The organism is Enterobacter sp. 22499 (assembly GCF_052044815.1).
Lineage (GTDB): Bacteria > Pseudomonadota > Gammaproteobacteria > Enterobacterales > Enterobacteriaceae > Enterobacter > Enterobacter bugandensis.
The window spans coordinates 72,029-87,312 of sequence record NZ_JBQENR010000006.1; the positions used below are offsets into that span (position 1 = coordinate 72,029).

The 15,284-nt window shown below is 55.0% G+C and carries 17 protein-coding genes; 6 read left to right on the forward strand and 11 right to left on the reverse strand.

Annotated elements, in window-relative coordinates; all coding sequences use genetic code 11:
* Nucleotides 1-25: 25 nt before the first annotated feature.
* The 5 genes from lptF (at nt 26) to mtgA (ending at nt 6,285) form a co-directional block, all read left to right on the forward strand.
* The gene (gene lptF, locus ACTJI7_RS16955; RefSeq protein ID WP_028014576.1) at nt 26-1,126 is read left to right on the forward strand and encodes an LPS export ABC transporter permease LptF; all 1,101 of its coding nucleotides are present in this window, start codon (nt 26-28) and stop codon (nt 1,124-1,126) included.
* Nucleotides 1,126-2,208, forward strand: coding sequence for an LPS export ABC transporter permease LptG (lptG, locus tag ACTJI7_RS16960; RefSeq protein ID WP_047367047.1), 1,083 nt, complete (start codon nt 1,126-1,128; stop codon nt 2,206-2,208). The genes lptF and lptG overlap by 1 nt, the downstream gene beginning before the upstream one ends.
* 135 nt (nt 2,209-2,343) lie before the next feature.
* Nucleotides 2,344-4,677 carry an aerobic respiration two-component sensor histidine kinase ArcB gene (gene arcB / locus ACTJI7_RS16965; protein ID WP_136431112.1) on the forward strand — a complete coding sequence of 778 codons (2,334 nt, stop codon included), beginning with the start codon at nt 2,344-2,346 and terminating at the stop codon, nt 4,675-4,677.
* 232 nt (nt 4,678-4,909) lie between these two features.
* Nucleotides 4,910-5,563, forward strand: a complete 654-nt coding sequence (gene elbB, locus ACTJI7_RS16970) for an isoprenoid biosynthesis glyoxalase ElbB (protein ID WP_047364720.1) — start codon at nt 4,910-4,912, stop codon at nt 5,561-5,563.
* Nucleotides 5,560-6,285 carry a monofunctional biosynthetic peptidoglycan transglycosylase gene (mtgA, locus tag ACTJI7_RS16975; RefSeq protein ID WP_045630731.1) on the forward strand — a complete coding sequence of 242 codons (726 nt, stop codon included), beginning with the start codon at nt 5,560-5,562 and terminating at the stop codon, nt 6,283-6,285. The genes elbB and mtgA overlap by 4 nt, the downstream gene beginning before the upstream one ends.
* A 38-nt stretch (nt 6,286-6,323) precedes the next feature.
* Here mtgA and npr read toward each other — a convergent pair whose 3' ends face one another.
* The 11 genes from npr to ACTJI7_RS17030 all read right to left on the reverse strand — a co-directional run bounded on the left by npr (nt 6,324) and on the right by ACTJI7_RS17030 (nt 14,243).
* Complete coding sequence (npr, locus tag ACTJI7_RS16980; RefSeq protein WP_025756690.1) at nt 6,324-6,596, reverse strand: PTS phosphocarrier protein NPr; 273 nt, start codon at nt 6,594-6,596, stop codon at nt 6,324-6,326.
* Complete coding sequence (gene rapZ, locus ACTJI7_RS16985; RefSeq protein ID WP_014885397.1) at nt 6,593-7,447, reverse strand: RNase adapter RapZ; 855 nt, start codon at nt 7,445-7,447, stop codon at nt 6,593-6,595. The genes npr and rapZ overlap by 4 nt, the downstream gene beginning before the upstream one ends.
* A 45-nt stretch (nt 7,448-7,492) precedes the next feature.
* A complete protein-coding gene (gene ptsN / locus ACTJI7_RS16990; RefSeq protein WP_008501443.1) occupies nt 7,493-7,984 on the reverse strand; it encodes a PTS IIA-like nitrogen regulatory protein PtsN in 492 nt (163 codons plus the stop codon).
* 82 nt (nt 7,985-8,066) lie between these two features.
* Nucleotides 8,067-8,354 (reverse strand): ribosome hibernation promoting factor, encoded by a 288-nt coding sequence (hpf, locus tag ACTJI7_RS16995; RefSeq protein WP_014171818.1) that lies wholly within the window; start codon nt 8,352-8,354, stop codon nt 8,067-8,069.
* A 22-nt stretch (nt 8,355-8,376) separates the two neighbouring features.
* A complete protein-coding gene (gene rpoN, locus ACTJI7_RS17000; RefSeq protein ID WP_028014571.1) occupies nt 8,377-9,810 on the reverse strand; it encodes an RNA polymerase factor sigma-54 in 1,434 nt (477 codons plus the stop codon).
* A 47-nt stretch (nt 9,811-9,857) separates the two neighbouring features.
* The gene (gene lptB / locus ACTJI7_RS17005; protein WP_028014570.1) at nt 9,858-10,583 is read right to left on the reverse strand and encodes an LPS export ABC transporter ATP-binding protein; all 726 of its coding nucleotides are present in this window, start codon (nt 10,581-10,583) and stop codon (nt 9,858-9,860) included.
* A gap of 6 nt (nt 10,584-10,589) precedes the next feature.
* The gene (gene lptA / locus ACTJI7_RS17010) at nt 10,590-11,144 is read right to left on the reverse strand and encodes a lipopolysaccharide ABC transporter substrate-binding protein LptA (protein ID WP_028014569.1); all 555 of its coding nucleotides are present in this window, start codon (nt 11,142-11,144) and stop codon (nt 10,590-10,592) included.
* Entirely contained in the window at nt 11,113-11,688 is a 576-nt protein-coding gene (lptC, locus tag ACTJI7_RS17015; protein WP_028014568.1) for an LPS export ABC transporter periplasmic protein LptC, read from the reverse strand. The genes lptA and lptC overlap by 32 nt, the downstream gene beginning before the upstream one ends.
* Nucleotides 11,685-12,251, reverse strand: coding sequence for a 3-deoxy-manno-octulosonate-8-phosphatase KdsC (kdsC, locus tag ACTJI7_RS17020; RefSeq protein ID WP_025756695.1), 567 nt, complete (start codon nt 12,249-12,251; stop codon nt 11,685-11,687). Before kdsC ends, lptC begins: the two co-directional genes overlap by 4 nt.
* Before the next feature lie 14 nt (nt 12,252-12,265).
* The gene (gene kdsD / locus ACTJI7_RS17025; RefSeq protein ID WP_028014567.1) at nt 12,266-13,252 is read right to left on the reverse strand and encodes an arabinose-5-phosphate isomerase KdsD; all 987 of its coding nucleotides are present in this window, start codon (nt 13,250-13,252) and stop codon (nt 12,266-12,268) included.
* A 13-nt stretch (nt 13,253-13,265) separates the two neighbouring features.
* A complete protein-coding gene (locus tag ACTJI7_RS17030; protein ID WP_028014566.1) occupies nt 13,266-14,243 on the reverse strand; it encodes a calcium/sodium antiporter in 978 nt (325 codons plus the stop codon).
* A gap of 227 nt (nt 14,244-14,470) precedes the next feature.
* Between ACTJI7_RS17030 and mlaF the strand changes: the two genes are divergently transcribed.
* Nucleotides 14,471-15,283: a phospholipid ABC transporter ATP-binding protein MlaF gene (mlaF, locus tag ACTJI7_RS17035; protein ID WP_028014565.1), complete on the forward strand. Its 813-nt coding sequence runs from the start codon at nt 14,471-14,473 to the stop codon at nt 15,281-15,283.
* Nucleotide 15,284: the final 1 nt, after the last annotated feature.

Sequence of the window (15,284 nt, forward strand, 5' to 3'; positions counted from 1 at the left end):
ACGGGTTTTTACGGGCGTATTTAAAGTGATAATCATAAGATATCTGGTGCGGGAGACGCTCAAAAGCCAACTGGCGATCCTCTTCATCCTGCTGCTGATTTTTTTCTGTCAGAAGCTGGTTAAGATCCTCGGTGCGGCCGTTGACGGCGAAATTCCAACGAATCTGGTGCTTTCCCTGCTTGGGCTGGGGATCCCGGAAATGGCGCAGCTTATTCTGCCGCTGAGTCTATTCCTCGGCCTGCTGATGACCCTCGGTAAGCTGTACACCGAGAGTGAAATTACGGTGATGCATGCCTGCGGCCTGAGTAAAGCCGTACTGGTGAAAGCGGCGATGATACTGGCGCTGTTCACGGGCATTGTTGCGGCGGTGAATGTGATGTGGGCGGGCCCTATGTCTTCCCGTCATCAGGACGAAGTGCTGGCCGAGGCGAAAGCAAACCCCGGCATGGCGGCGCTCGCGCAGGGGCAGTTCCAGCAGGCGACTGACGGAAACTCCGTGTTGTTTATTGAGAGCGTTGACGGCAGTAAATTCAACGATGTATTTCTGGCGCAGCTGCGTCCTAAAGGTAACGCGCGTCCGTCAGTGGTGGTTGCCGATTCTGGCCAGCTTTCTCAGCGCAAAGACGGTTCTCAGGTCGTCACGCTGAATAAAGGCACCCGTTTCGAAGGCACCGCGATGCTGCGTGACTTCCGTATTACGGATTTCCAGAACTATCAGGCCATTATTGGTCATCAGGCGGTAGCGCTCGATCCGACGGATACCGAGCAAATGGATATGCGCACGCTGTGGAATACCGATACCGACAGAGCGCGGGCTGAGTTCCACTGGCGTATTACGCTCGTATTCACCGTGTTTATGATGGCACTGATTGTCGTGCCGCTGAGCGTGGTGAACCCGCGCCAGGGCCGCGTGCTCTCTATGCTGCCAGCGATGCTGCTTTACCTGATCTACTTCCTGCTGCAAACCTCGATTCGCTCTAACGGCGCGAAGGGTAAACTGGATCCGATGGTCTGGACGTGGTTCGTTAACAGCCTGTACATCTTACTGGCGCTGGGATTAAACCTGTGGGATACGGTGCCTGTGCGCCGCATACGTGCCCGATTCTCGCGTAAAGGAGCCATCTAATGCAGGCGTTTGGCGTTCTTGATCGCTATATCGGTAAAACCATTTTCACCACCATCATGATGACGTTGTTCATGCTGGTGTCGCTCTCCGGCATTATCAAATTTGTCGATCAGCTGAAAAAAGCCGGGCAGGGCAGCTATGACGCGATGGGTGCGGGGATGTACACCCTGCTCAGCGTGCCAAAAGATGTGCAGATCTTCTTCCCGATGGCGGCCCTGCTGGGCGCGCTGCTGGGGCTGGGGATGCTGGCTCAGCGCAGCGAGCTGGTGGTGATGCAGGCCTCAGGCTTTACCCGTATGCAGGTTGCGCTGTCGGTAATGAAAACCGCAATCCCGCTGGTGCTGTTGACCATGGCAATTGGCGAGTGGGTGGCACCGCAGGGCGAGCAGATGGCGCGTAACTATCGTGCTCAGGCAATGTACGGTGGTTCACTGCTCTCGACTCAGCAAGGTTTATGGGCGAAAGACGGGAAAAACTTCGTCTACATCGAACGGGTAAAGGGTGATGATGAACTGGGCGGGGTGAGCATCTACGCGTTCAACGACCAGCGCCGTCTGGAGTCTGTCCGACACGCCTCTTCCGCGAAGTTTGACGCTGAACATAAGCAGTGGCGTTTGTCGCAGGTTGATGAATCTGACCTGACCGATCCAAAACAGATTACCGGGTCACAGACGGTGACCGGCACCTGGAAGACCAACCTCACGCCGGATAAGCTCGGGGTTGTTGCGCTGGATCCTGACGCGCTCTCTATCAGCGGCTTGCACAACTATGTGAAGTACCTGAAGTCGAGCGGGCAGGATGCCGGACGCTATCAGCTCAACATGTGGAGCAAAATCTTCCAGCCGATGTCCGTGGCGGTGATGATGCTGATGGCGCTGTCGTTTATCTTCGGCCCGCTGCGTAGCGTGCCGATGGGTGTGCGCGTCGTGACCGGTATTAGCTTCGGCTTTGTCTTCTATGTACTCGATCAGATCTTCGGTCCGCTGACGCTGGTTTATGGCATCCCGCCGATTATCGGTGCGCTGCTGCCGAGCGCTAGCTTCTTCCTGATCAGCCTCTGGCTGCTGTTGAAACGCTCCTGATTGACCTCTCCTCGCTTCCGGTGAACCGGAGGCGAGGCTAATCTCCTGTTTCACCCCGCACTTTTTCTCACAACCTTCAACGTCCCGCCTCGAATTTGAGTATTATTGAGCGATAAAGTCGTGAAGGGATCCTCTATGAAGCAAATTCGAATGCTAGCCCAGTACTACGTCGACCTGATGATGAAGCTTGGGCTGGTGCGTTTCTCCATGCTGCTGGCGCTGGCGCTGGTCGTTCTGGCGATTGTCGTGCAGATGGCCGTTACGATGGTTCTGCATGGTCAGGTCGAGAGTATCGACGTTATCCGCTCTATCTTCTTCGGCCTGCTCATTACCCCCTGGGCGGTCTATTTCCTTTCCGTGGTGGTCGAACAGCTTGAGGAGTCCCGTCAGCGCTTATCAAAACTGGTCGATAAGCTGGAGGAGATGCGCGAGCGCGACCTGAAGCTCAACGTTCAGCTTAAAGACAACATTGCTCAGTTGAATCAGGAAATTTCAGATCGTGAGAAGGCGGAGGCAGAGCGTCAGGCCACGCTGGAACAGCTGAAAATCGAAATGAAAGAGCGCGAGGTGACGCAGATCCAGCTTGAGCAGCAATCCTCCTTCCTGCGTTCGTTCCTGGACGCTTCGCCGGATCTGGTATTCTACCGTAACGAAGATAAAGAATTTTCAGGCTGTAACCGGGCGATGGAGCTCCTGACCGGGAAAAGTGAGAAGCAGCTGATTCACCTCAAGCCGCAGGACGTTTACTCCGAAGAGGCGGCCGCCAAGGTCATGGAGACGGACGAAAAAGTGTTCCGCCATAACGTCTCGCTGACCTACGAACAGTGGCTGGATTACCCGGACGGGCGCAAAGCCTGCTTTGAGATCCGTAAGGTGCCGTACTATGACCGCGTCGGGAAGCGCCACGGCCTGATGGGCTTCGGCCGTGATATTACCGAGCGTAAGCGTTATCAGGATGCGCTGGAGCGCGCCAGCCGCGACAAGACCACCTTCATCTCCACCATCAGCCATGAGCTTCGTACGCCGCTTAATGGCATTGTGGGGCTGAGCCGCATTCTGCTGGATACCGACCTGACCGCAGAGCAGGAAAAATACCTCAAAACGATTCATGTCTCGGCGGTCACGCTGGGTAATATCTTCAACGATATTATTGACATGGATAAGATGGAGCGCCGAAAGGTTCAGCTTGATAATCAGCCGGTTGATTTCACCAGCTTCCTTGCCGATCTGGAAAACTTGTCTGGTCTGCAGGCCCAGCAGAAGGGGCTGAATTTTGTCATGGATCCCACCCTGCCGCTGCCGCATAAAGTGATTACCGACGGCACGCGCCTGCGTCAGATCCTGTGGAATCTCATCAGCAACGCGGTGAAATTTACCCAGAAGGGGCAGGTGGCGGTGCGTATTCGCTATGACGACGGGGACATGCTGCACTTCGAGGTGGAGGACTCCGGGATTGGTATTCCGCAGGAGGAGCAGGACAAGATTTTCGCGATGTACTACCAGGTGAAGGACAGCAACGGTGGAAAACCGGCCACTGGTACCGGAATCGGTCTGGCGGTGTCTAAGCGGCTGGCGAAGAGCATGGGCGGTGACATCACCGTTGCCAGCCAGGCGGGCAAAGGGTCAACCTTCACGCTGACGGTGCATGCGCCGGCGGTGGCGGAAGAGGTAGAGGATACCTTTGAAAATGACGATATGCCGCTGCCTGCGCTGCACGTCCTGTTGGTGGAGGATATTGAGCTTAACGTGATTGTAGCGCGCTCGGTGCTGGAAAAACTGGGCAACAGCGTGGATGTCGCGATGACCGGTAAAGCCGCGCTGGAGATGTTTACACCTGGTGAATATGACCTCGTTCTGCTGGATATCCAGTTGCCGGATATGACCGGGCTGGATATCTCGCGTGAACTGACGCGTCAGTACGCGGCTGATGAACTGCCGCCGCTGGTGGCGCTGACGGCGAACGTGCTGAAAGATAAAAAAGAGTACCTCAACGCCGGTATGGACGATGTACTCAGCAAGCCTCTGGCGGTGCCTGCTCTGACCGCCATGATCAAGAAGTTCTGGGATACCCACGATGAAGAGGAGAGCACCATGACGTCTGTTGATAGCGCAAAAGCCCAAACGATACTCGATACCGCGATGCTGGAGCAGTATATCGATCTGGTCGGCCCGAAACTGATTACCGACGGCCTGGCGGTGTTTGAAAAAATGATGCCGGGTTATCTGAGCGTGCTGGAGTCAAACCTGACGGCGCGTGACCAGAAGGGCATCGTGGAAGAAGGGCATAAAATCAAAGGCGCAGCCGGCTCGGTCGGGTTACGCCACCTGCAGCAGCTGGGTCAACAGATTCAGTCGCCTGATTTACCAGCTTGGGAAGATAACGTTGGTGATTGGGTTGAAGAGATGAAACAAGAGTGGCAGAACGATGTTGCGGTGCTTAAAGCCTGGGTGGATGCCAGAAAAAAATGACCCCGGCTAGACCGGGGTGCGCGAATACTGCGCCAACACCAGGGAAATCGTGGCTGCGCCTGTTTTTTAAAGTAATTTTCTAATGGGCGCCGCCGTAAAAATTTAGGCCGCACGCAGATAAGATAGCAAATCTTAAATGGTTTGTTACATGAATCAGTGAAATGTGTGAAGCATAGCGTTTTAATCAAAATTATTAATGTGCTTCAGCGAGTTGCAAAGAAGGATCGTCAAGATGAAAAAAATTGGTGTTGTCCTGAGCGGATGCGGTGTTTTTGATGGTTCAGAAATACATGAAGCCGTAATCACGCTGCTGGCCCTGACGAAACAGGGAGCAGAGGTTATCTGTTTTGCGCCCGACAAAAATCAGTCGGATGTGATTAACCATCTGACCGGCGAGCCGATGGCCGAAACGCGTAACGTCCTGATTGAAGCCGCGCGTATTGCCCGGGGAGAGATTCATCCGCTGGCGAAGGCAGATGCCGCTGAACTGGATGCGCTCATTGTGCCGGGCGGCTTCGGCGCCGCGAAAAATCTCAGCACCTTTGCTGCCGAGGGTGCCGCATGCACGGTGGACCCTGATCTCAAAGCGCTGACGCTGGCGATGCATGCCGCGGGCAAGCCGCTGGGCTTTATCTGTATTGCACCGGCCATGCTGCCAAATATTTTCGATTTTCCGTTACGGCTGACGATCGGAACCGATATTGATACCGCAGAGGTCGTCGAGGATATGGGGGGCGAACACGTTCCGTGCCCGGTCGATGACATTGTGGTGGATGAAGACAACAAAGTTGTCACCACGCCCGCGTATATGCTGGCGAAGAATATTGCGGAAGCCGCCGTGGGCATTGAAAAGCTGGTCGCCCGGGTGCTGGTGCTGACGGAATGAGGCGTCAGTTTTCCGCAGGCGCATGGGTGAAACGCCTTCTTTTACGCATCGTTCTCGTCCTGGCGGTGTTCTGGGGAGGCGGGCTGGCCGTGTTCAGCATTTTGCCGGTACCGTTTTCAGCGGTCATGGTTGAGCGCCAGCTTAGCGCGTGGTTCTCCGGTGATTTCGGCTATGTTGCCCATTCTGACTGGGTGAGCATGGATGAAATTTCTCCTTTCATGGGGCTGGCGGTTATCGCGGCGGAAGACCAGAAATTCCCGGAGCACTGGGGGTTCGATGTGGCTGCGATTGAAAAGGCGCTGGCCCATAACGAACGTCACGAAAACCGTGTGCGCGGTGCGTCAACGCTGTCGCAGCAGACGGCTAAAAACCTGTTCCTGTGGGATGGCCGAAGCTGGGTGCGAAAAGGGCTGGAAGCGGGTCTGACCCTGGGAATGGAAACGGTCTGGAGCAAAAAGCGTATTCTGACCGTTTACCTTAATATCGCCGAGTTCGGCGACGGGGTATTTGGTGTCGAAGCTGCATCACAACGCTATTTTAATAAACCTGCCAGCAGGCTGAGCATGTCGGAGGCGGCGCTGCTCGCGGCTGTTCTGCCTAATCCTGTCCGCTTCAAGGCCAGCGCCCCGTCAGGGTACGTGCGAAGCCGTCAGGCGTGGATCATGCGCCAGATGCGCCAGCTGGGTGGGGAAGGGTTTATGGAGAGAAATGCGTTAATGTAGGGCGGGTAAGCGCAGCGCCACCCGCCAGAATAGCAGGCCTAATCTTCGTCGAACCCGGCGTTAAACAGCGCAACTACCGCTGCCAGAGCTTCCTCTTCCTGAGGACCGGTGGCTTCAACCTCAATCTGACGCCCTTTGGCGGAGTCCAGCATCAGCAGCGCAATTACGCTGTTGGCTTCCGCTTCGGTGCCTTCGTCATTACGCAGCAGCACTTCTGCATCGAAACCCTGCATCAGCTCAAACAGCTTCATCGCCGGGCGTGCATGCATGCCCAGCTTATTGGTGATCTCAACGGTTTGTTTTACGGTCATGTTTTACGTTTTTCCAGCGTGCGATGACGGGACTGAACGTTCTTACCGCGCGAGCGGAAATAGTCGGCCAGCTGTTCGGCGATGTAGACCGAACGATGTTTACCGCCGGTACAGCCAATCGCCACTGTCAGGTAGCTACGATTGTTTGTCTCCAGCATAGGTAACCATAGCTCAAGGTAGCTTCGCGTCTGGTAGATAAAATTGTGAACTTCTGTGTGTCGGTCGAGGAACGCCGCCACGGGCTTATCCAGACCGGTCATTGGACGCAGTTTAGGATCCCAGTGCGGGTTCGGCAGGAAGCGCACGTCGAAAACATAGTCCGCATCAATCGGAATACCGTGCTTAAAGCCGAAGGATTCGAACACCATCGTCAGCTCGCGCTCGCGTTTGCCCAGCAGCCGGGTTCGCAGCATTTCCGCCAGCTCGTGAACGGACATCTCTGAGGTGTCGACAATCAGATCGGCACGAGAGCGCAGCGGCTCAAGCAGATCGCTCTCTTCGTCGATGGCGCTCTCCAGCGAGAGATTCTTGCTGGAAAGCGGATGCAGACGACGGGTGTCGCTGTAGCGGCGGATCAGGGTATTGCGGTCGGCGTCAAGGAACAGCAGCTGAGGCGAGAACGCGTCAGGCAGGTTACTCATTGCCTGTTCGAAGATCTCTGGCGATTCCGGCATGTTACGAACGTCGATACTGACGGCGGCGGAGGTTTGTCTCTCCGCTAACGTGCGTGCCAGATCGGGCAATAACACGACCGGCAGGTTATCGACGCAGTAAAAACCCATGTCTTCCAGCGCGCGCAGAGCAACGGATTTCCCCGACCCTGAACGACCACTGACAATCATCAGCACCATGTTCCGTTTCTCCTCAGGACAACAGATGTGAAGGCCATCACCTGGTTATGCGTCATCCTGATTGCCTTCTGCTTCAGTGATAATTTGATAAAGCTCTTCATCACTTTGGGCTGAGCGCAGTCGACGGCAGATGGTTTTATCCGCCAGACGTTTAGCAACCAGCGAAAGCGTATGCAGGTGGGTCTTGGTCTGGTCGGCAGGCACCAACAGCGCGAAGAGGAGATCGACGGGCTGGTTATCAATGGCGTCAAAAGCGATTGGGGTTTCCAGCTGCACAAACACACCGACGGCACGCAGGGTGTCCTCTTCCAGCTTGCCGTGCGGGATCGCGATGCCGTTGCCGATACCGGTACTGCCCATCTTTTCACGGGTCAGAATGGCTTCGAACACCACCTGCGGCGGCAGGCCCAGCTGTTTTGCAGCCAATTCACTGATGATCTCCAGCGCACGTTTTTTGCTCTGGCAGTGAACGGCACTGCGGGTACATTCCTGGTTAAGGACATTGCTCAGTTGAAGAGCGGAATCGTTGTTCATCATAATTTCACCTAAGCGCTAACTGTACAAATGGCCCGTTGTGTTTCACAACAGGCCGTCCTGCACCCGTTAACTGCCCGGACAATTAGTGTTGTTTCAGTTTATCTTTATGTTTATTGAGCTGTCGCGCAAGCTTGTCAATCAAGCCGTCGATAGCCGCGTACATGTCTTGCCCTTCCGCACTGGCATGGAGTTCACCCCCGTTAACATGCAGGGTTGCATCCGAGATATGAGTCACTTTCTCCACTTTTAACACAACGTAGACCTGATTGATCCTTTCGAAATACTGCTCGAGTTTCGCGAACTTAGCGTTCACGAAGTCACGTAAAGCCTCAGTAATCTCGACGTTATGTCCTGTGATATTGAGCTGCATAGTGTCTTCCTTATCGGTTGTGTCAGACCAGCTGTTTACGCTGGTTAGACGGCGGAATGGATAAAGACTCTCGATACTTCGCAACAGTACGACGTGCCACCATAATACCCTGATCGGACAGCATGGTGGTCAACTTACTGTCACTTAGTGGCTTCGCGGGATTCTCCGCGGCGATCAACTTCTTCACCAGGGCGCGAATCGCCGTTGAGGAGGCTTCGCCGCCACCCTCGGTGTTCACGTGGCTGGAGAAGAAATACTTAAGCTCAAAAATACCGCGCGGACTGTGCAGATACTTCTGCGTAGTAACGCGGGAAATAGTGGATTCATGCATCTCGACGGCCTGGGCGATATCCGCCAGCACCATCGGCTTCATATACTCTTCGCCCTGCTCAAAGAAGGCCTGCTGCTGTTCGACGATGCAGCGGCTCACGCGAAGCAGGGTATCATTCCGGCTCTCCAGGCTCTTGATCAACCATCGCGCTTCCTGAAGATTGCTGCGAATATATTGATTGTCGGAGTCGTTGCGCGCGCTGGTACACATGGAGGCGTACTGCTGGTTGATTTGCAGGCGAGGGATGCTGTCAGAGTTCAGTTCAACGACCCAGCGGTCATTGTGTTTTCTGACCAGCACGTCCGGGATAACGTACTCGGGTTCGCTGGTCTGGATCGACTGACCGGGACGCGGATCGAGGGACTGGATCAGATTTACCGCCTCTTTCAGCACCTCTTCCTTCAGGCGCGTCACGCGCATCAGGGTGCGGAAATCGTGGTTAGCCAGAAGATCCAGATGATCGCTGATGATTAAGCGAGCCTCGTCGAGCCACGGCGTCTCTTTGCTGAACTGAGAAAGCTGGATCAGCAGACAGTCGCGCAGGTCCTTCGCGGCCACCCCGACCGGATCGAAGCGCTGAATGCGTTTCAGTACCGCTTCAATCTCCTCAATCTCAATCTCTTCATCGCCCATGCTTTCCAGAATGTCGTCCAGCGTGACGGTCAAATAACCGGTGTCATCAACGGCGTCGACAATCGAGGTGGCAATGGCGCGGTCGGTATCGGAGAAGGGGGTAAGCTCTACCTGCCACATCAGGTAATCCTGCAGCGACTGGGTGGTTTCGCCCTGGTAGACCGGTAGCTCGTCGTCCTGGTAGTCTGCACGCGTGCCGGAAGGGGTCCCGGCGGTATAGATTTCATCCCAGCTGGCATCCAGCGGAAGCTCGTCCGGCATCTCTTTTTGTTCGAGTGCATCCGCGGTGTCGAGCGCTTCTGTGTCCTGTGACTGCTGGGTATCTACCTCGTCATGAAGATCGGCTTGCTCCAGCAGGGGATTGCTGTCCAGCGCCTGCTGGAGCTCCTGCTGGAGTTCTAAGGTGGACAGTTGCAACAGACGAATTGCCTGCTGTAACTGCGGCGTCATCGCCAGCTGTTGGCTGAGCCTTAATTGCAAACCTTGCTTCATGTTCAGAGCATTTTTCTCCGGTTCGGCGTTACGTTACCTCTACCCTATCAGAGTCTGAAGTCTTCCCCAAGATAGACGCGCTTAACATGATCGTCTTCGAGGATCTGCTGCGGCGTACCGTGAGCGATCAGATTGCCCTGGCTCACGATATACGCGCGTTCACATACCGCCAGCGTTTCACGAACGTTGTGGTCTGTGATCAGCACGCCAAGTCCGCTGTCACGCAGATGCTCGATAATGCGTTTAATGTCGATAACGGAGATCGGGTCAACGCCCGCAAACGGTTCATCCAGAAGGATAAACTTCGGATTGGCGGCCAGCGCGCGCGCAATCTCAACACGACGGCGTTCCCCCCCGGACAAGGCCTGGCCCAGGCTGTCGCGCAGGTGTTCGATATGAAACTCTTCCATCAGCTCGTTGGCGCGATCCTGACGCTGTTCGTTGGTCAGGTCGTCGCGAATTTGCAGGACTGCCATCAGGTTATCAAAGACGCTCAGACGACGGAAAATAGAGGCTTCCTGCGGCAGATAGCCGATGCCACGGCGCGCGCGCGCGTGCAGCGGCAGCAGGCTGATATCTTCATCGTCAATAATAATGTTGCCGGCATCGCGCGGCACAATACCCACCACCATGTAGAAGGTGGTGGTTTTACCCGCACCGTTCGGGCCAAGCAGGCCCACAATTTCGCCGGAGTTGACGGTCAGACTGACATCTTCTACGACACGGCGGCCCTTATAGGCCTTCGCGAGATTTTTTGCAGTTAATGTTGCCATAGCGAATTAGTTACTCTTCTTCTGTGCCGGGGCCTGGCCCTTGCCTTTGTCCTGCAGCTGCGACGGAACCAGCACGGTGGTTACGCGTTTGCCTTTCTCGCTGGAGGCCTGCATTTTTTGCTCTTTCACCAGATAGGTAATCTGGTCACCGGTAATATTGCTGTCCAGCTGTTCCAGATACGCGTTTCCGGTCAGGATGACCAGGTCCTTCGCCAGCTCATAGTGCATATGCGAGGCGTGGCCCTTCACCGGCTTGCCGTTGTCCTGCATCTGGTAGAAGGTGGCCGGGTTGCCGTAACCATCAATGATCTCTTTGCCCTGCTCGCCGCCCGGACGGGTAACGACCACTTTATCGGCGTTAATTTTGATGGTCCCCTGAGTCATGACGACGTTACCCGTGAAGGTGACGACGTTACCCTGCATATCGAGAGACTGAGTGTCGGACTCGATATGGATCGGCTGGTCGGTATCGCCCGTTACAGCAAGCGCGGGGAGACTGGCCGCCAGCATCGCGCTGGCGATAATTACTTTAAGGCTGAGTTTGTTTGTTTTGAATTTCATAGGAGGTTCTAACCTTTTCAATCAGCTCGGCGTTCTTGCTGCGTAAGTTCCCGCGCATTCTTAAACCGCTGGAATTAAATGTTGTGCCATACAGTGTGACCAGATCCTGCGACGTCACGTCCTGGGTTACCAGGTTGATCTGGGCATTATCCGTCGTAATTTTTCGCAGTTGCGAGTCAGCGGTCAGGGCGTTGACTTCAACGTGGCCATACAGATAAAGCATACGGTCATTTGTCAGTTTGGCCCGATCTGACTTAATTGACCACGTCGGCACTTTGTCTTTATCGAAAGTGGTCATGACAGGTTGGGTAAACCACGAAACGCCGTCATCGGAAAAGTATTCAACGTGCTGGGCAATCAGGCGATAATTCAGCGCACCTTCCGGGCTATAGACCACGGTGTCACTGTGATCGCTTTTATAGGTTGGATCGTTATTGTTGACGACTTCCGTTTGCGTATCGTCGCGATCGGCAAGGTTCACGCCAATCAATACCAGTGCGACAAGCGAAAGCAGAATGATAACCCAACGTCTGGTTTTACTCATATCGATTGCCCTTTGGCTTCATCAAGCTTGCCCTGCGCCAGCAGAAGCAGATCGCAGACTTCACGGACGGCACCCCGGCCACCGTTGATGTGGGTAACGTAGTCAGCGCGCGGGATTAACAGCGGATGAGCATCAGCAACCGCGATGCTGAGACCGACTTCAGCCATCACCGGCCAGTCAATCAGGTCGTCCCCGACGTAGGCCACGTTTTCCGGTGCGATAGCCAGTTTACCCAGTAAATCATTGAACGCTGCCATCTTATCGGATTGACCCTGGTAAAGATGGGTAATGCCTAAGGTTTCACAGCGGTCTTCTACCAGTTTAGCTTTTCGTCCGGTGATGATAGCAACCTCGATACCCGAGGTGAGCGCACAGCGGATACCGTAGCCGTCGCGAACGTTAAACGCTTTCAGCTCTTCACCATTATTGCCCATGTAAATCAGGCCATCGGAAAGTACGCCATCCACATCCAGAATGAGCAGACGAATATTTTCCGCCTTTGCCATCATCTGGGTACTGACCGGACCATAACAGGTTGCAAGGGATGCACCCGCATTACTCATTGTCTTATCCTTTATTACACTACGCCAGCGCGCAGCAGATCATGCATATGTACCACACCCAGCAACTGGTCGCCATCGGCAACCATAACGGAGGTGATATGGCGGGACTGCATCAGGTTCAGCACATCCACGGCCAGCGTTCCCGGACGCACGCGAATGCCGCCGGGCGTCATCACATCGGCAATGCCGAGCGTGCGGACATCTACACCCATGTCGAACACGCGACGCAGGTCGCCATCGGTGAAGATCCCCTGAATTTTCATCAGATCGTCGCACACAACCGTCATACCCAGATTCTTACGGGTGATTTCCAGCAGCGCATCACGCAGGGAGGCTTCTTTGCTGACGTGAGGGATCTCATCCCCGGTGTGCATAATATCGTTTACCCGCAGCAGCAGCTTGCGCCCCAGCGCGCCGCCCGGATGGGAGAGCGCGAAATCTTCCGGCGTAAAACCGCGGGCTTCAAGCAGCGCGACGGCAAGCGCATCGCCCATGACCAGCGCGGCGGTAGTGCTGGATGTTGGCGCCAGGCCGAGCGGGCAGGCCTCTTTCGGTACTTTAACGCACAGATGAATATCGGCTGCACGCGCCATGCTACTTTCCGGACGGCTGGTCATGCAAATCAGCGGCACCTGCAGACGCTTAAGTACGGGGATCAATGCCAGAATTTCATTGGACTCACCGGAGTTGGACAGCGCGATAACGACATCCTGCGGCGTGACCATCCCCAGGTCGCCGTGCGCGGCTTCCCCCGGGTGTACAAAGAAGGACGAGGTTCCGGTGCTGGCAAACGTTGCCGCCATTTTGCGCCCAATGTGGCCGGACTTGCCCATCCCCATCACCACGACTTTCCCGGCACAGTAGAATATCTTCTCACATGCCAGACTAAAATCCTGATTAATGTACTGATCTAACTGCGCCAGACCTTCACGTTCAATCTCCAGAACCTCTTTGCCTGCTTTCTGAAAGTCAAAACCCGGCTGCAATTCTATTTGCGACATAATGCGTTTCCGTTTACCCAGAGAGAAGAGGCGAGAGCCAGTACAGCATCGCCATCCATACGATAAATCCACCCGTCAGCAGCGCGCCTGCGCCTTTGCCGATCTGGCGTTGCCGCCGCCAGCAGAGCAGGGCAAATATCACGCTGACCAGCAACATCACCCCGTAATCGCGTGAAAACGCCAGAGGATTAAACGGCCCCGGCGTAATCAGAGCCGGCAGGCCCATGACAATCGCGATATTAAATATATTGGAGCCGATAATATTACCAATGGCGATGTCATCTTCCCCTTTACGCGCCCCCGCAATGGCGGTGGCCAGCTCCGGCAGGCTGGTGCCGATAGCAATAACCGTCAGGCCAATCGTCAGTTCGCTCATGGCGAAATAGTTCGCCAGTACCGTCGCGTTATCCACGACCATGCGCGTTGCCATCGGCATAATGATCAGCGCAACGCCAAGCCAGAGGAGAGCGACCGGCAGCGTGCCTTCCCGCGGGAGTTCGGCAACCTGTTCACGCGTCAGGCTATCCTGACCCTGTTTTTCCGCCTGGCGGGCAATTTTAACACTATACAGTAACCAGATGACGGCCAGCGCCAGCAGGAAAATGCCGTCGCTATAGCTCAGTACGCCATCATAAAATACGCACCCTGCCAGCAGGCTTACGACTAACATTAGCGGCAATTCACGGCGCAGAACATCAGAATGCACGCGAAATGGATGGAGCAGTGCCGCAAGGCCTAAAATCAGTAATATATTGACGATGTTAGAGCCAATCGCGGTGCCAATTGCCAGGTCTAACTGACCATGCAGCGACGCCGAGACGGAGACGATGATTTCAGGAAGTGACGTGCCAACGCTGACCACGGTCATCCCGATGACTACAGGCGGTACACCCGTCAGGCGACACAGGATAGATGCAGCAAAGACTAAACGGTCAGCACTGTAGACCACTAACAGTAAACCAATGATTAACAGTGCTGTTGCTAAAAGCATCAAAAGTCCTTTCTTCAGGTATACTTGTCGGTCCATCGCGCGGGAATGGCTGGACTGCATACGGTCTGAGGCGTAACGAATTCCTAATTTTGACTTTATGCGCCGGAAAAGTAAAACAAATGCCAGCTTTCGCTAACCTCAACGGCTAATATTCTGTAAAAATGCGGGGTTAAGGGCTGATTCAGGCTGCACGTCTTAACGTGAGCAGGGTAAGAAAGGAACTATAAATGAGCCAAACGATGGCGAATATCGTCGATGTCCGCGGTGTGAGTTTTTCTCGCGGCAATCGACTGATATTCGATGATATTTCGTTGACCGTACCGCGTGGCAAAATCACCGCCATCATGGGGCCGTCCGGGATCGGTAAAACGACCCTCCTGCGCCTTATTGGTGGTCAGATCCCACCGGATAGCGGTGAAATCCTCTTCGATGGCGAAAACGTCCCGGAGATGTCGCGCTCGCGCCTGTATACTGTCCGCAAACGTATGAGTATGCTCTTTCAGTCGGGGGCGTTGTTCACCGACATGAACGTCTTCGATAACGTGGCCTATCCGCTGCGCGAGCATACCAGCCTGCCGCCTGAGCTGCTGAAAAGCACGGTGATGATGAAGCTTGAAGCTGTGGGGTTGCGGGGAGCCGCGAAGCTAATGCCTTCGGAGCTGTCCGGCGGGATGGCGCGCCGCGCCGCGCTGGCGCGAGCTATTGCATTAGAGCCCGATTTAATCATGTTCGACGAACCGTTCGTCGGGCAGGATCCCATCACGATGGGCGTGCTGGTAAAGCTCATCTCTGAACTGAACAGCGCGCTCGGCGTCACCTGTATCGTGGTGTCTCACGATGTACCGGAAGTGTTGAGCATTGCCGATTACGCCTATATCGTGGCGGACAAAAAGATCGTTGCACACGGCAGCGCCCAGGCGCTGCAGGAAAATTGCGATCCACGCGTGCGGCAGTTCCTCGACGGTATTGCTGACGGACCCGTACCGTTCCGCTACCCGGCGGGCGATTATCGTGACGATTTACTGGGAATAGGGAGTTAAG

What these genes read in the sequence shown, in the direction of transcription:
- lptG (WP_047367047.1), top strand. Translation starts at nt 1,126, where the DNA reads ATGCAGGCGTTTGGCGTTCTTGATCGCTATATCGGTAAAACCATTTTC.
- npr (WP_025756690.1), bottom strand. Translation starts at nt 6,596, where the DNA reads ATGACCGTAAAACAAACCGTTGAGATCACCAATAAGCTGGGCATGCAT.
- lptB (WP_028014570.1), bottom strand. Translation starts at nt 10,583, where the DNA reads ATGGCAACATTAACTGCAAAAAATCTCGCGAAGGCCTATAAGGGCCGC.
- elbB (WP_047364720.1), top strand. Translation starts at nt 4,910, where the DNA reads ATGAAAAAAATTGGTGTTGTCCTGAGCGGATGCGGTGTTTTTGATGGT.
- lptC (WP_028014568.1), bottom strand. Translation starts at nt 11,688, where the DNA reads ATGAGTAAAACCAGACGTTGGGTTATCATTCTGCTTTCGCTTGTCGCA.
- rpoN (WP_028014571.1), bottom strand. Translation starts at nt 9,810, where the DNA reads ATGAAGCAAGGTTTGCAATTAAGGCTCAGCCAACAGCTGGCGATGACG.
- mlaF (WP_028014565.1), top strand. Translation starts at nt 14,471, where the DNA reads ATGAGCCAAACGATGGCGAATATCGTCGATGTCCGCGGTGTGAGTTTT.
- rapZ (WP_014885397.1), bottom strand. Translation starts at nt 7,447, where the DNA reads ATGGTGCTGATGATTGTCAGTGGTCGTTCAGGGTCGGGGAAATCCGTT.
- kdsD (WP_028014567.1), bottom strand. Translation starts at nt 13,252, where the DNA reads ATGTCGCAAATAGAATTGCAGCCGGGTTTTGACTTTCAGAAAGCAGGC.
- hpf (WP_014171818.1), bottom strand. Translation starts at nt 8,354, where the DNA reads ATGCAGCTCAATATCACAGGACATAACGTCGAGATTACTGAGGCTTTA.
- kdsC (WP_025756695.1), bottom strand. Translation starts at nt 12,251, where the DNA reads ATGAGTAATGCGGGTGCATCCCTTGCAACCTGTTATGGTCCGGTCAGT.
- mtgA (WP_045630731.1), top strand. Translation starts at nt 5,560, where the DNA reads ATGAGGCGTCAGTTTTCCGCAGGCGCATGGGTGAAACGCCTTCTTTTA.
- lptA (WP_028014569.1), bottom strand. Translation starts at nt 11,144, where the DNA reads ATGAAATTCAAAACAAACAAACTCAGCCTTAAAGTAATTATCGCCAGC.
- ACTJI7_RS17030 (WP_028014566.1), bottom strand. Translation starts at nt 14,243, where the DNA reads ATGCTTTTAGCAACAGCACTGTTAATCATTGGTTTACTGTTAGTGGTC.
- ptsN (WP_008501443.1), bottom strand. Translation starts at nt 7,984, where the DNA reads ATGATGAACAACGATTCCGCTCTTCAACTGAGCAATGTCCTTAACCAG.
- arcB (WP_136431112.1), top strand. Translation starts at nt 2,344, where the DNA reads ATGAAGCAAATTCGAATGCTAGCCCAGTACTACGTCGACCTGATGATG.